Origin of the sequence: uncultured Polaribacter sp., assembly GCF_947497695.1 — a bacterium.
Lineage (GTDB): Bacteria > Bacteroidota > Bacteroidia > Flavobacteriales > Flavobacteriaceae > Polaribacter.
Window position 1 is genome coordinate 1 of record NZ_CANMHM010000017.1, and the last position, 20,263, is coordinate 20,263.

The following is a 20,263-nucleotide window of genomic DNA, read 5'->3' on the forward strand; positions in this document are numbered from 1 at the left end:
GATCCTGACATCACTCGTGTACATGAAGTACTTGTTCTTGTCGCTATAACTGTATATGTTCCTGCTGCTGTTTGATTCCCAAAACTAATGGCATTGTTTGTTCCATTTACTAAAGAACCTACATTTGATCCGTTTCTTCTTAATTGGTATCTTACTCCTATCTGTGAATCTGATAAAGTAACAGTAACTCCTGTTCCGCCTGAACAATAAGCGCCTCCTCCTGATACTGTGTATGCTGTTGGCAAGGCATTGACTGTGACTGTTACTGTTGATGTATCTATTTCTGATGAACATACACCAGTACCACTGACTGTATATGTGTATACATTTCCTGAATTAGAAAATGTACCTCCTGAATCCTCACCCGTTAAAGCTCCCAATAATTGAGCAATAGTTGGAGTCTCTCCAGCACATAATGTTAATGTGCCGTCTGTTCCAGCATTTGGTAAATCTGAAGAGTTTATTGCAACAGTTCTTGAACCTGACATGTTAGATGTACATGAGATATCTTTACTTGTTGCAACTACTGTATATGTTCCAGCCAACGTTTGATTTCCAAAACTAATCGCGTTATCTGTTCCTTCTAATGCTGATCCGATGTTTGAACCATTTCTTCTCAATTGGTAAATAACTCCTGTTTGTGAATCTGACAAACCAACAGTAACTCCTGATCCACCTGAACAATAAGTTCCACCTCCTGTTACTGAATATACAGCTGGATTTGGCACTACTCTTATTGATGTTTCACCTAACATTATAGTTGTACAAGATGCACCTACAACCGTTGCTTCAACTGTATAAGTGCCTACTACTGTTTGATTTCCAAAACTAATTGCACTTCCTGTTCCTGTGATTGGAGAGCCAACATTAGATCCATTTCTTTGCAACTGATAACGAACACCTGTTTGTGTTTCTAACAAACCTACTACAACTCCTGAATCTCCGGTACAATAAGCGCCTCCTCCTGTAACTTTAAAAGCTTCGGGATTTTTAGCAAAGGTTACTGTTACTGTGGATGTATCTGTTTTTTTTCCACACGATACATAATAAGTAAATATAATATTACCATCACGATCTTTACCTGTTTTATCCCATTTACCACCAGTGTCTTCACCAGTTATTGCATCAAATAAAAGACTTTCTGTTAGCTCTTCTTCTTGGCACAATATTAAAGTACCATCAGTTCCTGCGTTGGGATTATTTGTATAATTTACTATTACCTCTGATGAATCTGTATAAGATAAGTTCCCACAACTAACTTTTACAGTATAAACATATATAATATTACCTTTTTTATCTTTATAAGAACTCCATTCTCCTCCTAAATCTTCTCCTGTAATTGCGTTATATAACTGATTTTCAGTCACCTCTTCTAATCCTCTACATAAAGTTATAACTCCATCTGTACCTGCATTGGCTCCTGTTGTATAAACCACTGTAACTATAGCAGTATCTGAATACCCAGAACAAGCTCCTGAACCAGTTACTGTATAAGTATAAACATTTCCTACATTTGTCCATATTCCTCCTGTATCCTCACCTGTTAAAGTACCAAATAACAGAGCATTGCTTACTGTATCTCCAGAACATAGCGTTAATGTTCCTCCTGTACCTGCATTAGGAGTATTGGTATAATTAACAGTTACTGTTGCTGAGTCTGACCCTCCAGAACACGCACCTGAACCAGCTACTGTATAAGTATAAACATTTCCTACATTTGTCCAAGATCCTCCTGAATCTTCACCTGATAAAGCTCCTAATAACTGCGCTTCTGAAGGAATTTCTCCCTGACAAAGTGCTAAGGTCCCGTTGGTTCCTGCATTTGGTAAAGGATCTGTATTGTAAACTGTTGTTACTGTAACTGTTGATGTATCTGTAGCAGCTGAACATAAACTCGTTACAGTATAAGTGTAAATATTTCCTGAATTTGTAAATGTTCCTCCTGAATCCTCTCCTGTTAACGCTCCTAATAATTGAGCGTTTGTTGGTGTTTGACCTGCACAAACAGTTAAAGCTCCATTGGTTCCTGCATTTGGTAAAGGAGCATAACTTACGGTTACTGTTGATGTATCTGAACAAGGACCACTACCAACTGTATATGTATAAATATTTCCTGAATTTGTAAATGTTCCTCCTGAATCTTCTCCTGTTAAAGCACCTCTTAATTGAGCTGTTGTAGGTGTTTGACCTATACAAAGCAGTAAAGTTCCATTTGTACCTGCATTTGATGCAGGTGAGTAATTTACAGTAACTGTTGAAGTATCTAAACAAGAACTACCTCCCACTGTATAGGTGTATACGTTTCCTGAATTTGTAAATGTCCCTCCAGAATCCTCTCCTGTTAATGCATCTAATAATTGTGTTATTGTAGGTGTGGCACCTGCACAAAGCGACAATGTACCATTATTACCAGCTTCAGGTGCTGTAGAATAACTTACGGTTACTGTAGAGGTATCTGATTGTCCTGAACATGCTCCAGAACCATTTACAGTATAAGTATATATATCACCGACGTTTGTAAATGTTCCTCCTGAATCTTCTCCTGTTAATGCATTTAGCAACTCTGTAGTTGTAGGTGTTGTACCAGGACAAATAGTTAGGTTACCATCTATTCCTGCATTTGCTCCCTGACCAACACTAACTGATATATTTTCAGTTCCAGCTCCAAATGTTCCATCACAATAAGTATACGAACTACCATTCCATATCTTATATCTTACAGTTAAACTTACATTTTGAGAACCACTTGTATTAAAAACTACAGACGCTTGAGGATTCCCATCTAACTGCAAAGTTTGAGGCGTTGCATTTGTGCCAAAATCCCAATTATATTCAGCAACCCATCCATTCGTTCCATTATTTTGTGAAGCTCCAAATGTAACTGAAGTACCAACACAAATAGGACTGGGTATTGTTTGAATCCAAGCATAAGGGGAAATTGTTGTAGAATTTAAATTTGTTTGACCTCCACAACCCCCTTCATAACACCCTGTAAGAGTATTATATAAACGTGCTCTAATTTTACTTATTGAACCTGCTGGAAATGTATAAGTGCCAGAGGTCCCTGTTGACAAAACAGTACCTGGACTAATACAATTACTTCCAGTTGTACCACCAAACCCAGGATATGAGCCTCCATTGATCCAATGGATTTCTTCATTTGGACCTAAAACTACTGGGTTAGTTGTACCCCATTCATAAGCTGTAGCAGTAATATTACCGCCTTCACAAACAGGGGTAACTGATGTAACTTGCTGATAAATTAACCTTGGAGTATCATGAACTGTTACAATTACTGGTGGATCTGAAGGACAGTTAGTAAATTGACTTCCATATATGTAATAAGTACCAGGAGAGGAAGGGCTATAACTAGCTTCTGTACAACCACCACAACTTCCTGAACTAGTAGCAGAAAGCTGAGTACCACCACTATTTGCTGGACCATCCCAAAAGGTAATATAACTAGCGTTACCTGTTCCGTTTGTATTCGCAACGTTAATTGATTCTCCTAAACAAAAATTTAAATCTCCATTATTAACATCATTATTTAGAACTGGTGTAGTATCTCCTCTGTTCGTTAATAAATATCCTTGAAAATACTTATGAGTTATCCCATTTGGAGGGTCTGAAGAGGGATTTACACAGTTAGTTGAATTATTATAGTAAAAAGCAAATATCATAGATCCTGATCCTGGAGCAGGAACTGGTACATTTAACGTGCTACCCGTCCCTAAAAATGTAGGAGGTAAAACTGGCCATGCACTAATATTACCTGGTGTATCATCTCTAAACCAAGCCACTGTGTGACCAGAGGGTATAGCAAATGCTGTTAAATTTAAAGTTGTAGAAGTAGGTGCTTTACAAAAAGTAAAACTTGTGGTTCTTGGAAAAGGACCTCCACCAAAAATCAATCCATCAGGTGTTAATGACCATGAATGATTTACAATTGCACCAGATTGTAAAACCTGAGGCGAACATACAACTTGTGCAGAACTATAATAAAACATAAGTGAAGCTAAAACACTTAGTAAGATTTTATTGTTTGCTTTTGCAAAATTAAAATAACTTTTACCCATAATTTAATATAGTTTCTTTTCTTTTTAAAAAATTTGACCTAATTTTTTATATAATAACTTTTTATAATATCAAGGTAGGGGTAACAAGATATCAAGCAAATATTTTAACTAAATAGTTTCCTTCATCTTATGGAAACTTTATTTGATTTCAACACTTCTATTAGGGGGAGACAGATGTGCTTTTATTTAACTTCTTTTTTAAGGGGATAAAGAAGTATTTTAACTAATAATAAATATTTTTATAATTTAAAATAGAAAAAATAAACCTTAAAAAATGACAAGCAAAATTAAAGTTTTTAACTATCATTTTTAGTTTTAAAACACAACAAAATGTTGTGTATGGTTTTTTATTATTCTTTAAATCGTTTATTCTTTCAAAGTTCAAAGATAAATAATTTATTTAAGTTATTAACAATTTTATTAAAATTATTAACTTTTTAATTGTTATAAAACCTAAATCATTAGGTTTTATAGTATTTTAAGAAGCAAGTTATCATTATAAGATGTTAACAATTACCCTAAAAACTAACATATTACAACTATAAATAACTTAAAAAGTGTCTTATTTAACTCAATAATAGAAGTTGAGATAAAATAGCTGAAATCATTTGTAAACCAGCTTAGATTTAGCAATAATTATGTGAAATTAATTGGTAAAAAACTATTAAATTTTACTTTGGATAGATTACTTGATGCAAAGGGATATCAAAATTGTTGACATCTTCAATTTTATGGATGGGCTTAAAATAATTAATCCCTATAAATTTTGCTTCTTTTTTACAGTTGGCTAAAAATCGATCATAAAAACCTTTTCCATAACCAATTCTGTAGTTTAATTCATCAGAAATTAACAACGGAACAAAAATAATATCCAATTCCTTTTCATCAACTTGTTGTGCATTTATAGGTTCTAGAACTTTATATTTATTTTCTTTTAAAACTGTATTTTCTTCTAAATAATAATGAGAAAGTGTATGGTTTTTTAAATCGGACTTGCTAACAACTAAATTAATGTGTTTACTCCTAAAATAATTAATGATAGGTTGTGTATCGATTTCTTTAAACTTGGTTAGTGAGAGAAAAATATGTACATTTTCAACATTGGTAATATCTAAATTATAAATTTGTTGATAGATACTTTTCTGAAAATCAATAATTTGACTTTCAGTTAAATCTGCTCGTTTTTGTTTGTATATTTTTCTAAGTTGTTGCTTTTTCATTTTTTAAATCAAAGAATTTTATCAACTGTTATTACTCTAAAATTATTAGAATTTATGGTTACTCTAATTTTATGTTTGGTATTTGAAATATAAAAATTCTTTCCTTTTTTTTGATAGTTTTCTAGTGTTGTTTCTTCTAGTATCTTTTTGATAAAACTTCGCTTTCATCATTAGAAAAATTGGTTTTTAACTTCTTATTGATTCTTTCATACACCAACATCGTGTAGCAATGATTCTTTAAAATTCCTTCTTTATTAACCATCATAATTTACTTAATTCTTTTTTTATTTTTTTAGGTAAACCATTTATCACTAAATTATATGAATGCGTTATCAACTCTAAAACTAAGGTATCTGACACATCAGAAATATTTATTTTAACGGTATTCCAATGTTTTTTACTCATGTGATACCCAGGATAAATCCCTTCATATATTGCACGTAATTGCTCAGATTTTACTGGATCACATTTTAAATTGATAAAAGAATCTCCTCTTTCCCATTTTTCTAAAGGTGTTAATGCAAACATTTTATTCATCACTTTAAAAACCAACGTACTATTATCAAAAGGAAAATGTTCAGTAACTCCTTTTTTAGCCATACAAAAATCTCTTAATTGTTCTATATGCATTTGTTTTTGATTGTTGGGTTTTTGGTTCTTAAAAAAGATAAAAAGTAAAAAGTCTATTCAATTTTTAAATACTCTAATTAGAAATTAAAAAAGTATCTTTAGCTAATCAAATTTACAATTATAATTGAAATGGAAAACGATTTTCTTAAAAACACCAATGTAATTAAATACTCCAATAAAACTTATGCAAAAAATGGTTATTCTACCATTTCTGAAATTAAATTATCACAAGGAACAGATGTTATAGAATGGTTAAATACCTATGGAATTCATTATGAAAATGAGTACAAAAAAGTTGTTAGTCAGAATAATTTAGATGATTTTTTAATTAAATTACTGAGTGATGTAGATCACCCTAATAAAGTAATTATATTAGAAAACATCTTGTTTTTAACAACGCGTGTTTTAATTACAGACAATCTTAAACTAGAATCTGAACAAATGATTTTTATAGTTTCTCAAGATTTTTTATGGTCTATACAAGAAAAAAATGGCGATTATTTTAATTGGATTCGTGAGCGTTTAGAGGATAATAAAGGAATTGTTAGAAAAAAGAACGCCGATTATTTACTGTTTTTATTATTAGAATCTATTGTTGACAACTACCAAGATACCTATTTAGAAAATGTTGAATTAAGTTCAGACAAACTAAGCTCTGAAAACATTAAACCTACTCCAGAATTTACCTCGCTGGTTGAAAAAAGGAAACAAGAATTATTCAATTTTAAAAAAGCCACACTTAGTTTAAGAGATACTGTTATAAAATTAGAAAAAGTACAGATTGAAGGTTTTAACACAATCTATTTTAGTGAATTAAAAGAACAAACCAACAACTTGGTTTCTAACATAGATTTTGAATTACAAGAACTAGAAAGTAAAATCAATCTAATTTTCAGTATACAAGGTCATCGTTTAAATGAAGTGATGAAAACCTTAACTATTTTGTCTGTAATTTTTATTCCTTTGACTTTTTTAGCCGGAATTTATGGAATGAACTTTGAAAATATTCCTGAGTTAAAGTCTGAATATGGATATTTTATTTTACTTGGAGTTATGTTTTTTGTTACACTTATTTCTGTTTGGTATTTTAAGCGTAAAAGATGGTTTTAGAGACGAATTTTGAAGAATAAGTTAATAGTATTCTAATTTTTCTTGACACAGATTTCACAGATTTTCACGAATAAATATCAAAGATGATTTTTATTTGATTAGAATTGAAAAAAATCTGTGAAAATCCGTGAAATCTGTGTCTAAAAATTACTTAATAATCTTATATAAAACAGGCTTACTTGGTGTAGCATCGTTTTCAAAAGGGGCAATCATTAAGTTTAATAAATACTCCCCATCTTCTACATCATTTGGCACATAAATAAATTCTGTAATTGTGGCGTTCATTCTTACTTTTCCTGCTGTATTCCAAAAAGCATTATGAGCCAAAAGTGCTCCACCATCTTTTTCTTTATCAATAGAAGGCAAATCGATTAACAAGTGTTTTATTCCTTTTTCTCTCAAATAAATTGCAGCTTCTTCTAATAAATAAGGGGGATTTGTATTAAAATATTTTGTTGATTTTTTATCTGATAAATTAGGAATCGTTCTAATTACAATAGCATCTCTTTTTTTGTTTCCTAAGGCTGTTTGTAATTGTTTTTTTGAAATTACAAAATCTTCTCCTTCACTTTCTGGAGCAACAGTGACAACCTCAGCTAAAAAAATAAAATATTTTAAATGTTGATTCACAGAATGTACCTCCTTGGTAATATGCCCCACACATTCTGTATGTGTAATATGAGAATGTGGATTAAAATGAATATTGTTAAAATTAACTACAGCACCATTTGCAACACTAACTTCATAATCATCATATTTTTTTGGGGCTATTGTTGGATCTTCAATTCCCCAAGCATTAATCTTATCTTTAGACATATCAATAGGAATTGAAATATCTATAGGATTAGAAATATTTACTTCTATTTTTCTAGAGTTGTATTCTATTGTTGCTTTCATTTATGCTGAACTTGTTTCAGTATTTATAATTTTCAGTGTCAAATATAAGTTTTTTTAAATCAAGGTTTATCAATTTTACTAGAATCGAAGTTCTATATTTTTATAGAATTTAAAAATTGATTTTCATTCGTTTAACATAAACAAATCAGAAGCTATTCCGTCTGATAAAAAAGTACCTTTTTGAGTTGTTTTTAAAATATTATTTTCGATAATTAATAATTTTTGAGTAATATATTTTTTAGATTCTTCTTCTAAATGATTTATATATTGCATACCAAAATCGTTTCTAACTTTATCTAAAGATACTCCCCAAATAGTTCTTAACCCTGTCATTATATATTCATTATAAGTATCTGTTTTTGTTAAAATTTCCCTTTCTATTGGGAGTGTTTTTTCTAGAATTGCTTTTATATATTTACTATTATTTCTAACATTCCAACTTCTTTGGACTCCATTAAAAGAATGTGCAGAAGGTCCAATACCTAAATACGATTTACCCAACCAATACCCTGTATTATTTTGACTAAAAAAACCCTCTTTACCAAAGTTCGATAACTCATAATGTACAAAATTAGCTTTGGTTAATTTTTTAACTAAAATATAGAATTGCTCTTGTGCCTTTTTATCATCTACATTTTTAATTTCGCCTTTTTTTATGAGTGATGCTAAAGCTGTTTTTGGCTCAACTGTTAAAGCATAACTAGAAATATGATTAATTCCAAAACCTAATGCAGTTTGTATATTAGTTCTCCATTCATCATTTGTACAATCTGGAATTCCGTAAATTAAATCGACAGAAATATTATTGAAATGTTGTGTTGCAATTTGTAAGCATTTTTTTGCTTCGGATGAATTATGAGCACGATTCATTAACTTTAAATCTTTCTCAAAAAAAGACTGAATACCTATACTTAGCCTATTTATAGGTGTTTTAGAGAGTTCTATTATTTTTTCTTCGGATAAATCATCAGGATTTGCCTCTAAAGTAATTTCTGGTTTTTTTACAACTGTATGGTTTTTATAAACCGTGTTTATTAACAAATTTATTTCTTCAGTATTTAAAACAGAAGGTGTTCCACCGCCAAAATAAATAGTTTCTATAATTGTATTTTGCAATTCATCTTTTCTAATTTCTATTTCTTTTACAAGGCAAGAAATCATGTCTTCTTTTTTCTTCAACGAAGTTGAAAAATGAAAATCGCAATAAAAACATGCTTGTTTGCAGAATGGGATGTGAATGTAGATTCCTGACATTTTTCAATTATCATTTATCAAAGAACAATTATCAATTTGATAACCGATAATTGTTCTTTGATAATTATTTATTAATTCTTGTAGTTTTCAGTATTGAAAATAAGATTCTGCCAATTTCATCTGCTTTCTCAAACAAATTTTTAAAATTTTCTAAATCTAAATCTCCACTATCTTTTAATAAATGTAACCAATATTTTGTTTCTAAACATTCTTTATAGGCAATTGACATTTTTGCAGAAAAATCTGCTTTTGAAATTGCTCCATTAGCTTCAACAATATTTGCTCCAACAGAAGTACCACTTCTTAAAATTTGTTTCGATAAAACATACTCTTTATTTTCCTTAATTAACTTTTTACTCAAATTTACAATCAACAAAGCTAAATCGTACGATTTATTCTGTAAAGGATTATTTTTTAACTTCATAGCCTTTGATAATTGTTTATTGATAAATGATAATTAAAAAAAATTATTTTATTTTTTTAGGGTTCTGTTTCACAAAACTTGCCCAACCAGTATAATTCTTCCCTCCTACAACTCTACCTGAATTATAAAAATGACAAACTGCAGCAGCCAAACCATCTGTTGCATCTAAGTTTTTTGGTAACGTTTTTAAGTTTAAAAGAGATTTTAACATCAACGCAACTTGTTCTTTGCTAGCACTTCCACTGCCTGTAACTGCCATTTTTATTTTCTTTGGCAAGTATTCTGTAATCGGAATTTCTCGAGATAAACCTGCTGCCATAGCAACTCCTTGTGCTCTACCCAACTTTAACATCGATTGTACATTTTTACCAAAAAACGGAGCTTCAATAGCAATTTCATCAGGATTATATGTATCAATTAATTCAATAGTTCGTTCAAAAATGAGTTTTAACTTTAAGTAATGGTCGTCGTATTTTTTTAGCATTAATTCATTCATTTGAATAAATTCCATTTTTTTTCCAACAACTTTTATCAACCCAAAACCCATAATTGTGGTTCCTGGATCAATGCCTAAAATAATTTTTTCTATTGCCACAATCTCAGATTGTTTTTATGTACATCATCAAACAAACTGATGATTATTTATTACTTTGCGAAGCATGTATAATTCGCTTTCTTACAAATCTAAACAATTCTTTTGGTTGATAATAAAACTATTGATTGTAATTGGTTGTGGATACTTTATTTACATCAAACTTATTGAAAATGAAGAATTAAAATTTTCTGTTTTTTATCAAAATTTGATTATAAATGATGTTTTTTCTACCAAAAACATACTATTTATACTCATTTTTACACTTTTAAACTGGGTTTTAGAAATACACAAATGGAAAGTTCTTGCTAGTTTTACAAAAAAAAATTCTTTAGTTTCTGCAACAATTCAAAGTTTGGCCTCTTTAACTGTTTCTTTAATTACGCCTAACAGAATTGGAGAATATGGTGCAAAAGCTCTCTATTTTGAAAAAAAAGACAGAAAACAAATTGTAGGATTAAACTTGATTGGTAATTTTTACCAGATGTTTATGACAGTTTTTTTTGGAATAATTGGTTTTAGTTATTTTGTTTTTAATCATAAAATTGAACTCAATTTTTACCAATTTATTAAAGGTTTATTTTTAGGAATATTGATTGTGCTCATCTTCTTTTTAATCGCTAAATTCTACAACTTTAAAGGCTCTTATTTAGAAAGAATGATATTTTTTTTAAAGAAAATTCCATTAAATTTAAAACTAAAAGTAGGTGCTTTATCATTTTTAAGATTTGTAGTTTTCTCACATCAACTTTATTTTTTGTTGGTTATTTTTAAGGTTGATGTTTCTTATATTGATGCAATATCAGCAATTTGCTCTGTGTATTTAATTGCTTCTGTAATTCCGATGCTTTCTTTGTTTGACTTTGTCTTAAAAGGTTCTGTTGCTGTTTGGGTATTTTCGTTTTTTACTATTCATACGCTCACTATTTTATCTATTACCAGTTTAATGTGGATTTTTAATTTTGTTTTTCCCACAATTATTGGCAGTTATTTTGTACTTACTTTTAAACCTAATTTAGCAAAATGATTTGGTTTCTAGTTTTCATATTTGTGTTGTATGCAATATTGATTATCTCTTTAACTATTGGATTTAAAAGAGTTGCTGAATTTAAAGGAAATAACAACCAAAATAAAACTTCATTCTCAGTTATTATTCCGTTTAGAAATGAAGCTGAAAATTTACCCAATTTACTAGCATCAATTTTTAAATTGAATTACCCTAAAGAATTGGTAGAATTTATTTTGGTTGATGATGCTTCTACCGATAATTCTGTTACTGTTATTGATAATTTTGTCTTTTCGAACCAAAAAAAAGGAGAAACCTTACAAGAGCAACAAATTTTCGATACAATCTCGCAAAAAAACGAAATCACTCAAACTGACATTCGTATTCTTAAGAATAAAAGAACTTCTAATTCTCCAAAAAAAGACGCAATTACAACTGCAATTACTGTTTCTAAAAACAATTGGATTGTGACTACAGATGCAGATTGTTTATTGCCCAAAAACTGGCTAAAAACCTTCAATAATTTTATTCAAGAAAACAACCCAAAAATGATTGTTGCTCCTGTAAATTATAAAGTAGAAGATACTTTTTTAGAACAGTTTCAATTATTAGATTTTATGAGTTTGCAAGGAACTACAATTGGTGGTTTTGGAATCAAATTCCCCTTTTTATGTAATGGTGCAAATTTTGGGTACAAAAAAGAGGAATTCTTACAACTAAATGGTTTTGAAGGCAACAATAATATTGCAAGTGGAGATGATATTTTTCTGTTTGAAAAATTTATAAAAGCTGATAAAAAAAGTGTCCGTTATTTAAAATCTAAAGAAGCTATTGTTACTACATTTCCTGTAAAAAGTTGGTTAAGCTTGATACATCAAAGAACAAGATGGGCTGCTAAAACAAGTAGTTTCAGCTCTTTAAAAGTAAAGTTTATTGGATTGCTGATTTTACTAACAAACGTACTAGTTGTTTATTATTTATGGATTGCATCTATAGAAATAATGTTTGTTCCTTTTGTTGTAAAACTGATGGTTGATGTATTGCTATTCTTACCAACTAGCGAATTTTTTAATCACAAAAAAGTGTTTTTAAAATGGTATGTTTTGGCGAGTTTAGTCTATCCTTTTTTTAGTGTTTTTATTATTTTTAAATCGTTCTTTTTTAAGTATGATTGGAAAGGAAGACGTTTTAAAAAGTAACAGCTATTTAATTTTCTAATATCTTACTAATAGTAACCTAAAATTTTATCAATTATATTCTATTCTAATTATCATAACGAATGTTTGTCTGAGTCTGTCAAAGACTTTTTAATTAACTGAATATTAACTTCGACAAGCTTAGTGTGACATCTAGAATTTTAATTATTTTTACGCCATTATAAAATTAAATTGGTAATTTCTCTGTTTAACAAAATGCTATCAGTCAGCAAAAAGTTGTAGCCCTGATTGAAATGGCATCCTTTTTTTTGTTTTTCACAAAAAAAAGATATAATGGAAAGCAGGAAATAGCTCCAAAAAAACTTATCTAAAATAATGCACTCATAAGTTCTTCTGCCTTAAACCAAAGAATAAGGGCAAGTGCTAAAAGTAAAACTAAAAAGATACCTTTTGTGGGTTTAGATTCTTTTTTTCTTGCGTATTTTCTTTTAAATTTCATCTAAATAAAGTTCCTATTTTTAATAAAAGTGATTCACTGAAAACAACTGCAACTGCTTACTGTAAACTTATTTTTCTAGCACGTAACATTTCTCTTTTCCCTGGAGGTCCTGGCAAACGTTCTACAGTAAAACCAACTTCTTGCATGGCTCTTCTAACACTTCCTTTTGCTGAGTAAGTTACTAAAATTCCGTTTTCTTTTAAGGAGTCAAACATTTTTTGGAAGATTTCTACAGTCCATAATTGAGGTTGAACTCTAGCACCAAATGCATCAAAATAAATTAAATCGAAAGTATTTTTATCTTTAATATCTTCTATAAATTGTTTTCTTTTTGTGAGTGAAAAAGTTTCTGAAATTTGATGTTTTTTCTCCCAAGAATTGGTGTGCATTTTGTTAAAAACATCTTGTTTATCATCTGCCTGTAAAACAGCAATAAAATTCATTTTTGCTACTTCTTCTGGTGTTACAGGATAAGCTTCTACACCAAAATAATCAATCTCTTTTTTAGCCTCTAAATAGGTTATAAAACAGTTTAAACCTGTACCAAAACCAATTTCTAAAACAGCTACTTTATCTGCTTCAATTTGTCTTAATCCACTTTCTATAAAAACATGATAAGATTCTTTAATAGAGCCGTTTTTAGAGTGATATTGCTCATTTAATTCTGGCAAATTGATGGTTGTAGAACCATCTGAAGTTATTAGAATTTCTCTTTTCAAAATCTTAGATTAATTAACGGGTTAAAGGTAAGTTTTACTTCTTTGTAAAAAGTAGTATAAACAAACAAAATAAATGTATTAAATTTTATGAATTATTTTATAAAATTCAATTTAATTGTGTAATATACAAAAGTACATATTTTAAAGAGCAAAAGCAACGATTTGTTATCTTGTCAGATGATTTTTTTGTGTACATTTGTTTTTAAATTCAATTAATAAGAATGAAATCTAATATAGAAATTCAACGTATAGAAAAATCGAAGATCGATTCTGTAGATTTTAATAATTTACCTTTTGGAAGTGTTTATTCTGACCATATGTTAGAATGTGATTTTGTAAATGGCGAATGGCAAACACCTGTTATTAAGCCTTATGCACCTATTTCTTTAGATCCTGCTGCAAAGATTTTCCATTATGGACAATCTATTTTTGAAGGTATGAAAGCCTACAAAGATGCAGATGGAAATGCGATGTTATTTAGACCTTTAGACAATTGTAAACGTTTAAATAAGTCTGCAGAACGTTTAGTGATTCCACAAATTCCGGAAGAAATTTTTATGGAGGGTTTAAAAACATTATTAGAAGTAGATAGTAATTGGATTCCTACAAATGATGGAAGTTCTTTATACATAAGACCTTTTATGTTTGCTTCTGGCTTAGGTTTTCATGCTTCTCCTGCAGATGCTTACAAACTTATCATTTGTACAGCTCCTTCAGGCCCTTATTTTGCAGGAAAAATAAAAGTTTTAATTGAAGAAAAATATGCTCGTGCTGCAAATGGTGGTGTTGGTTTTGCAAAAGCTGGTGGTAATTATGCTGCTCAGTTTTACCCAACTCAATTAGCCATAGAAAAAGGATATAATCAAGTTATTTGGACAGATGATAATACGCACGAATATATTGAAGAAGCTGGTGCAATGAATGTTTTTATTAGAATTAATGACACCTTAATTACAAGTCCTACTAGTGATAGAATTTTAGATGGTGTTACACGTAAAAGTGTGATACAAATAGCCAAGGATTTAAATATTGACGTAGAAGTTAGAAAAATTAGCGTTTCTGAAGTAATTGCTGCTGCACAGAGTGGTAGTTTAAAAGAAATGTTTGGTGCAGGTACTGCTGCAGTAATTTCGCCAATAGATGCTTTTGGATATCAAGATACAGATTATGATTTACCAAAATTAGAAACTCCTTTTGCTGACACTATAAAGAAAGCAATTACAGATATACAAACTAACAAAGTTGCTGACCCTTATGGTTGGAGAGTAATGTTATAATACATATAGCGTAAGTTTAAAACAAAAAAAGCATCAATAAATTGATGCTTTTTTTTATGGGTTCTGATTTATAATATTTTTATGTTATTGATTTTGAATATAATAGAAGTAATCTTTTTTTGTATAATTAAATTAAACAGCAAAACCAAACCTTTCTAATAAGAAACACTAAAATTAGTATTATTCACAATAAAAGTAGGACTCAAACTAAATGAAGGTTCTGCAAGAAAAAAGAACGTACCTGAAATTATTTTTTTATCAATGTCATGGGTCGTAATTTCAACTCTTCCCTTATTATCTTTCACAAAATAAGTAACGTCATTTACTATGTATTCTGCTTTAGGATTGGTATTTCTTCTAAAAACAAGATTTCCTGTGGTGATATCAGCAGGAAGATACAGTATAATAGTATTTTCATTCAACGCGTCACTTGCTGTTATTTGTAATGTATTTTTGTTATCAACTTTCCCAAAAACAGTAACACCCGTAAATGCAACATTGTCTATTGCTGCTGTAAATAAATTGCTAGAAGGTGGCAATTCTGTTTTAATAATTTCTGTAAAACTACCTGTAAACGTTTTTGAGTTTCCATCTAAATCATCTCCTGTAAAAGTAAAAGTACCAGAAATACTATTGCTTTCAGCATCTATATTTGTAAACTCTATACTTCCTTTGCTAGAAGTTGCAGAATTTGTAGTCCATGTATTAATAGGAGACAAACTATTATTTACATAAGTTGCTACGTTGTCTGTTCCTTGAAAATCAAAAATACCTAGTTTATAATTAGATACTTTAAAAGTAAATACTTCGTTTGTTCCTGCTTGAATCGCTGTTATTACAATAGCTGTCCCATCAATTGAATAACTTACATTTTTAGTAGACAAATCTTCACCATCAATAGTTGCCTTAAAACCACTTATTAATCGAGGAGTATTGGTAGGATCATAGCCAAAAAGACCTGTTTCCTCACAAGATGAAAAGATAAATGAGGTAACTACAAAAAATATAAAATAAATACTGTTTTTCATTATACAATATGGTTATTGATACAAAAGTAACAAAAAAGACTTTACTGCTACTTAATCGTATTCGTTAATATTTCTTTTAAATATGATATTCAACAGGTTTTTAAACTATTTGATACTTTAATTTTACATCAGATTTTATACTAATTATTAAGTGAAACATCATGCAACAAACTAGAAAAGACATTGTTCAGTTTATTAACTTGCGTTTAGCATCTTTAGGACAACCTACTTTTAAAGATAACGTAGAAAGTGAAGAAAAATTTTTAGATCCAAAATTTGAAGAATTAGCTAGCGGACTGATAAAGAGTTTACAGCAAAAAACTAGATTATTGGCAAATCATCTTTGTCCTGCAGATGAAAGAATACAAAAATTTATAGACGATTATTTAAAAGAGATCTCTATTGATAAGTCGATTACATTACCAAACAATACTTTAATTTTATCAAAAGCAGGACAAGCTAGAGAAGTAAGTTTACCTCCAAATGGAAATTCTTTTCAAAGTGATTTGGTAACCTCTAGCAGAGTAAAACAAGGTATTTTAAACAATCCTTTGCACGATAAAAGAACCACAAAAGGAACTTTTCATATTGTTGAAGGAAATTTACCTGTGCCATTAGATAAATTTGAAGTTCCAAAAATTGTATTTGCCCATTTTTTAAACGCTGCTTTTAATCCTTCGGATGATTTAAAAATATTACCATTTACTTCTAATCAAGAAGAAAAGGCAAAAGTGATGGTTTCTATGTTGTTAAGACCCACTGTTTGTCCAGAAGTTAAAGGAGTAATTTCTGAAAAATCATTAGAAGTTCGTTTTTTTGTTCCAGGAAACTTAGTGAGTAACTTAGATTTTGTAGAATCTATTTTTGGGAACGCTGGAGATCCTAATTTGGCTCAGAATGATGCTGCTTTAGACCCAGAACATTGGACTGGGCATACAGGATGTATTGTTTTGGCTCCGCAACTTTTAAAGTTGAAAAAGAAAGAAGTAGGTTTACCTCATTTTGATGAAGCCACAGAACGTCAGAAAAAAGACGGAATGTGTTGGAAAAATGAAAACGAATTGTATAATGATGGAGGTGCATTTAAAATTACTTGTAGAGATGATAGAGGTGTTGTAGTTACTTTAATTGCAGATAATTATTATGGCTATTCTAAAAAAGAAATAAAAACTCAAATTAGTTACTCTGCCAACCTTTTTGGTTTGGTAGAAGAAGAACATGCTGGAGGTGCCATTGCATTTGCAAGACGTGTTATGGGAGATACTTTAGATGGTAAAGATTACTCTGAATTTCATAATTTTGAACATACTTTTGAAGGTGTAAAACAACTTTTAGGCGATAGAATAGATATACAGCCAGAAAATTATGCAATCGATAAAAAATACCCAAATATTGTTTACATTCCAGAGTTTGCTTATGTAAATACCAACACAAATAGCATTACTTGGATGCATAATAATATGGAGCAAAAATTAACCTTATCTCCTTACAAAACCTATGTACATCCTACAGGAAATAAATTTAAATTAGAAAAACACAAAGCTGTAAATTTATGGCGAATTGTAGATACGTTTGCAGAAGGTGTTTTCTGCCATAAACCTTGTACAGTTTCTGGTGGTGGAAAATCTGAGATTTCTAAATCCATGCAAAATGCAATTACGTATAGCAATTTCAACATTCAAAACATAGATGAAGATTTTAAAAAAGCAGACGAAATTATAGAGTATGTATATTCTAATCGTTGGAAAGTAAAAGACCCAAACAGACCCATTTCTAGATCTTTTTTAAGTGAAAAAAGAACCTTGAGCTCTGCAGTAAGATTGTTAACACCTTCAGATCAAAATTCAGATAAATATAATGAAATGTTAAACAATATTCCTGTTCATATTCGCTCTTTAGTTCTATTTGTAAAACGTTTGTACAGACAAGCTCATGGAGGTTTAAACTGGAAAGAATACATGTCTGTAGAAATCATCAACGGACAAAAAGGAACAGGTCTTTTACATAACAACACACCAGTTGTAGGTAGTTATGTTAGAATTGGTTTCAACCAAAAAGGAAATTGGATGTTAAACAAATTACGTTCAGATTTTTCTCCGAGTGAAAAAATTCAAACAGAAGATGACATTACAGCATCTATTACCATACCCAGAAATCAATTAAAACATTTAAACCCAGAATTCAAAAATAAAAGTTTAAAAATTCTTACCAATTGTGAAGCTCATTTGTTTCAAAGACCAGATGAAGCTGTTGTAAGAGGTTATGATAAAGGTGCAGAATTAGATTTGGTAACTCAAGGTAGATTTTTAACAAATTACGAGTTGCTAAAAAAAGAAGATGCCATTGCTTTGTATGAAGATACTATCAATTTTGATAAATACACACAACCTGTGCAAGATTTTATAGAAAGTATTGTTAAAAGCGATAAAGATGAAGAATATTTTGTTGTGCCTTCTCATACAAGAATTGTAGATGGAGAACCCACAAAAAACCCCCGTTATTTAGAGCCAAACAAATTTGTAAACGAAACTGAGGCTTCTTATTTAGCTGATATTGGTATTCGTTTGGTAAGAAAAATGTCTTTGAAAGATCCATTAAATCATGTTGTAAATGCTGTTTTACCTGGTAGAAGAAATAACCCTGTAGATAAGGAAGCAGGTATTAGACCATTGGCAGTTTATAGCCCAATTCATTACCAAGAAACTCCAGAATTATTTATGGACTTTATTTGTAGTTTAACAGGTAAATCTCCATCAACTACTGGTGCAGGTTCTGAAGGTGCATTAACAAAAGCACCTTTTAATATGCTAACTCCTACAACCGATTTAAACAATGCATTGTTATCCCATATTTTAACGGAATCTAATGGATTTAGTACTGCTGCAGGTTATGTTGGTGCAGAAAATAAAATAGATCATGATGTTAGTTTGCTTATTCCAGAAATTTGGGCAAGATTAGAGCCAAAAGATAGAGATCCAAATTATTTGATTAAAAAAGGAGCTTTAGAAAAAATAGAAGATTTTGAATATGAAGGCGAAACTATTTTAGCAAGTAGATTGGGCTACAGAATTACAAAAAAATTCTCTTACCAATGTATGAGCAGAATTTTTGATGAACCTACAGCTGTGTTTAGCGAACGAATGTTAAAACCAGAATTACAAGGTTTAGAAGATTTTGTAGACGGAATAAAAAATATTACAGAAGCACAACAAAAAGTAGCATTAAACTATTTTACTGATGGAAGTATTGAGGCTGCAACACCTCCTTTAAAAATTCTTTTACACATAATGGCTTATGGTACTTATGAAGGAAAACAAATTAGCGACCCAGCATTAAGAAAATTCTTTGATAGAGAAGCTGTTATAAATAGCAATTGGTATAAAGAAAGACTAGAATTAAAACAGCAAAAAGACATTGCTTTTTACAAAAAACAAATCCAATATTTAGCATCTTTTATTTCTGACACTAAAAATAATACTTTGGTTTTAGAAATGAATATAGCTAACAGATTAGATAAAGTAAAAGAACAGTACAAAACTGTAAAATCTAACGATTATTTAGAAAGTTTAAAAGGAACTATTGGTTTAGACCCTTTGTGTAGAAAATAATACTATTTGAATTAAGAAGCTGATTTTAGCAATATATGAGGGCATCTCTTACAGTTGATGCCCTTTTTTTTGTACTTATTACAGCATTTACTTTTAGGCGTTAAACAACTAGAAGAACAAACAGTATCACAGACTGAAGGCTGTGATAATTGAATTGTAGGAGTTTGCTGCGTATAAAAAACAATCATTCTAATAAATTATACTGCAAATATAAACCTTATTTAGAATAAATTAAAATAAATATTTATTTTTTTACACCTAGTTTTACTAAAATAGTTTCTAACAAACACCATTTCGTAAATGCAGACTGAATAAGGTTTACACCAATAAACACTGTAAACCACATCCAATTTTGATTTACATAAACAGTAAGAATAACACTTAATAATACCATTACACCTACTATTACTCTAAAATACTTGTTTAACATTTTTTCTTTATTTTTTAAATTATTATATAAATCTTTCTATTGGAAGCACAATTGCTCTTATAAGATTATTCGTTTCAATATTATTGTTAAAATCTTCTATAATTTGAAACAATGCATCAATATGCTCTTCATCCGTAAATGAAAAAAAGAGACTAGACTCATTGCTTCCTTTTTCTCCAGAAAACCAATTAGAAGCTTTTAACAATTCTGGTTTGTTTTTATATCCATCAATTTCAAAACTACTAAAATTTTCAATATTTGCTTTCTTAAAGATGTTTAAAACATCTTTAAGAAACTGTTCTACTGCTGTAACGATTATTAGTTTCATATTTAAGT

At 29.9% G+C, this 20,263-nt stretch carries 18 protein-coding genes; 5 read left to right on the plus strand and 13 right to left on the minus strand.

The genetic code is table 11. The features are described 5' to 3' along the window. From Q0731_RS12170 to Q0731_RS12185, 5 genes are all read right to left on the minus strand, one after another. Positions 1-4,076 (minus strand): hypothetical protein (locus tag Q0731_RS12170; RefSeq protein ID WP_299064484.1); only part of this gene is annotated, 4,076 nt, incomplete at its 3' end. A gap of 671 nt (positions 4,077-4,747) precedes the next feature. Further along, positions 4,748-5,296: a 5-formyltetrahydrofolate cyclo-ligase gene (locus Q0731_RS12175; RefSeq protein WP_299064486.1), complete on the minus strand. Its 549-nt coding sequence runs from the start codon at positions 5,294-5,296 to the stop codon at positions 4,748-4,750. Positions 5,297-5,304: 8 nt separating this feature from the next. Continuing rightward, on the minus strand, positions 5,305-5,448 hold the full coding sequence (locus tag Q0731_RS13210) for a DUF3781 domain-containing protein (RefSeq protein ID WP_366915416.1): 144 nt from the start codon (positions 5,446-5,448) through the stop codon (positions 5,305-5,307). Continuing rightward, a complete protein-coding gene (locus tag Q0731_RS12180; protein ID WP_299064488.1) occupies positions 5,433-5,561 on the minus strand; it encodes a hypothetical protein in 129 nt (42 codons plus the stop codon). Before Q0731_RS12180 ends, Q0731_RS13210 begins: the two co-directional genes overlap by 16 nt. Then, positions 5,558-5,926 carry an MmcQ/YjbR family DNA-binding protein gene (locus Q0731_RS12185; RefSeq protein WP_299064489.1) on the minus strand — a complete coding sequence of 123 codons (369 nt, stop codon included), beginning with the start codon at positions 5,924-5,926 and terminating at the stop codon, positions 5,558-5,560. The genes Q0731_RS12180 and Q0731_RS12185 overlap by 4 nt, the downstream gene beginning before the upstream one ends. 129 nt (positions 5,927-6,055) lie before the next feature. Between Q0731_RS12185 and Q0731_RS12190 the strand changes: the two genes are divergently transcribed. Beyond that, a complete protein-coding gene (locus Q0731_RS12190; protein ID WP_299064491.1) occupies positions 6,056-7,036 on the plus strand; it encodes a magnesium and cobalt transport protein CorA in 981 nt (326 codons plus the stop codon). A gap of 147 nt (positions 7,037-7,183) precedes the next feature. Here the strand turns inward: Q0731_RS12190 and Q0731_RS12195 are convergent, their stop codons facing one another. The 4 genes from Q0731_RS12195 to ruvC all read right to left on the minus strand — a co-directional run bounded on the left by Q0731_RS12195 (position 7,184) and on the right by ruvC (position 10,206). Then, positions 7,184-7,933, minus strand: coding sequence for a cyclase family protein (locus tag Q0731_RS12195; protein ID WP_299064493.1), 750 nt, complete (start codon positions 7,931-7,933; stop codon positions 7,184-7,186). A gap of 123 nt (positions 7,934-8,056) precedes the next feature. Continuing rightward, positions 8,057-9,187: a radical SAM family heme chaperone HemW gene (gene hemW / locus Q0731_RS12200; RefSeq protein WP_299064495.1), complete on the minus strand. Its 1,131-nt coding sequence runs from the start codon at positions 9,185-9,187 to the stop codon at positions 8,057-8,059. 64 nt (positions 9,188-9,251) lie between these two features. Then, the gene (locus Q0731_RS12205; protein ID WP_299064496.1) at positions 9,252-9,611 is read right to left on the minus strand and encodes a four helix bundle protein; all 360 of its coding nucleotides are present in this window, start codon (positions 9,609-9,611) and stop codon (positions 9,252-9,254) included. 43 nt (positions 9,612-9,654) lie between these two features. After that, entirely contained in the window at positions 9,655-10,206 is a 552-nt protein-coding gene (ruvC, locus tag Q0731_RS12210) for a crossover junction endodeoxyribonuclease RuvC (protein ID WP_299064498.1), read from the minus strand. Positions 10,207-10,312: 106 nt separating this feature from the next. Here ruvC and Q0731_RS12215 point away from each other — a divergent pair, with 106 nt between their 5' ends. Together Q0731_RS12215 and Q0731_RS12220 are read left to right on the plus strand one after the other, a co-directional pair. Further along, entirely contained in the window at positions 10,313-11,230 is a 918-nt protein-coding gene (locus Q0731_RS12215; RefSeq protein ID WP_299064500.1) for a hypothetical protein, read from the plus strand. Further along, entirely contained in the window at positions 11,227-12,408 is a 1,182-nt protein-coding gene (locus tag Q0731_RS12220) for a glycosyltransferase (protein WP_299064502.1), read from the plus strand. The genes Q0731_RS12215 and Q0731_RS12220 overlap by 4 nt, the downstream gene beginning before the upstream one ends. 513 nt (positions 12,409-12,921) lie before the next feature. On the opposite strand, the gene mnmD is transcribed toward Q0731_RS12220, so the two are convergent. Continuing rightward, positions 12,922-13,584 carry a tRNA (5-methylaminomethyl-2-thiouridine)(34)-methyltransferase MnmD gene (gene mnmD, locus Q0731_RS12225; protein WP_299064504.1) on the minus strand — a complete coding sequence of 221 codons (663 nt, stop codon included), beginning with the start codon at positions 13,582-13,584 and terminating at the stop codon, positions 12,922-12,924. Between the two features lie 221 nt (positions 13,585-13,805). Between mnmD and Q0731_RS12230 the strand changes: the two genes are divergently transcribed. Continuing rightward, entirely contained in the window at positions 13,806-14,861 is a 1,056-nt protein-coding gene (locus Q0731_RS12230; protein WP_299064506.1) for a branched-chain amino acid aminotransferase, read from the plus strand. A gap of 155 nt (positions 14,862-15,016) precedes the next feature. Here the strand turns inward: Q0731_RS12230 and Q0731_RS12235 are convergent, their stop codons facing one another. Beyond that, on the minus strand, positions 15,017-15,889 hold the full coding sequence (locus Q0731_RS12235; protein ID WP_299064508.1) for a DUF6252 family protein: 873 nt from the start codon (positions 15,887-15,889) through the stop codon (positions 15,017-15,019). Between the two features lie 161 nt (positions 15,890-16,050). Between Q0731_RS12235 and Q0731_RS12240 the strand changes: the two genes are divergently transcribed. Then, a complete protein-coding gene (locus Q0731_RS12240) occupies positions 16,051-19,497 on the plus strand; it encodes a hypothetical protein (RefSeq protein WP_299064510.1) in 3,447 nt (1,148 codons plus the stop codon). A 244-nt stretch (positions 19,498-19,741) separates the two neighbouring features. Here Q0731_RS12240 and Q0731_RS12245 read toward each other — a convergent pair whose 3' ends face one another. Both Q0731_RS12245 and Q0731_RS12250 read right to left on the minus strand, forming a co-directional pair. Continuing rightward, complete coding sequence (locus Q0731_RS12245; protein ID WP_299064512.1) at positions 19,742-19,927, minus strand: DUF2892 domain-containing protein; 186 nt, start codon at positions 19,925-19,927, stop codon at positions 19,742-19,744. Positions 19,928-19,949: 22 nt separating this feature from the next. Next, positions 19,950-20,255, minus strand: a complete 306-nt coding sequence (locus Q0731_RS12250; RefSeq protein ID WP_299064514.1) for a hypothetical protein — start codon at positions 20,253-20,255, stop codon at positions 19,950-19,952. Positions 20,256-20,263 lie beyond the last annotated feature (8 nt).

Excerpts from the sequence above, each read along its gene's own strand:
- Q0731_RS12205 (WP_299064496.1), bottom strand. The coding sequence starts at position 9,611 with ATGAAGTTAAAAAATAATCCTTTACAGAATAAATCGTACGATTTAGCT.
- hemW (WP_299064495.1), bottom strand. The coding sequence starts at position 9,187 with ATGTCAGGAATCTACATTCACATCCCATTCTGCAAACAAGCATGTTTT.
- Q0731_RS12195 (WP_299064493.1), bottom strand. The coding sequence starts at position 7,933 with ATGAAAGCAACAATAGAATACAACTCTAGAAAAATAGAAGTAAATATT.
- Q0731_RS12220 (WP_299064502.1), top strand. The coding sequence starts at position 11,227 with ATGATTTGGTTTCTAGTTTTCATATTTGTGTTGTATGCAATATTGATT.
- Q0731_RS12235 (WP_299064508.1), bottom strand. The coding sequence starts at position 15,889 with ATGAAAAACAGTATTTATTTTATATTTTTTGTAGTTACCTCATTTATC.
- Q0731_RS12175 (WP_299064486.1), bottom strand. The coding sequence starts at position 5,296 with ATGAAAAAGCAACAACTTAGAAAAATATACAAACAAAAACGAGCAGAT.
- Q0731_RS12185 (WP_299064489.1), bottom strand. The coding sequence starts at position 5,926 with ATGCATATAGAACAATTAAGAGATTTTTGTATGGCTAAAAAAGGAGTT.
- Q0731_RS12250 (WP_299064514.1), bottom strand. The coding sequence starts at position 20,255 with ATGAAACTAATAATCGTTACAGCAGTAGAACAGTTTCTTAAAGATGTT.
- Q0731_RS12240 (WP_299064510.1), top strand. The coding sequence starts at position 16,051 with ATGCAACAAACTAGAAAAGACATTGTTCAGTTTATTAACTTGCGTTTA.
- Q0731_RS12190 (WP_299064491.1), top strand. The coding sequence starts at position 6,056 with ATGGAAAACGATTTTCTTAAAAACACCAATGTAATTAAATACTCCAAT.
- Q0731_RS12230 (WP_299064506.1), top strand. The coding sequence starts at position 13,806 with ATGAAATCTAATATAGAAATTCAACGTATAGAAAAATCGAAGATCGAT.
- Q0731_RS12245 (WP_299064512.1), bottom strand. The coding sequence starts at position 19,927 with ATGTTAAACAAGTATTTTAGAGTAATAGTAGGTGTAATGGTATTATTA.
- Q0731_RS12180 (WP_299064488.1), bottom strand. The coding sequence starts at position 5,561 with ATGATGGTTAATAAAGAAGGAATTTTAAAGAATCATTGCTACACGATG.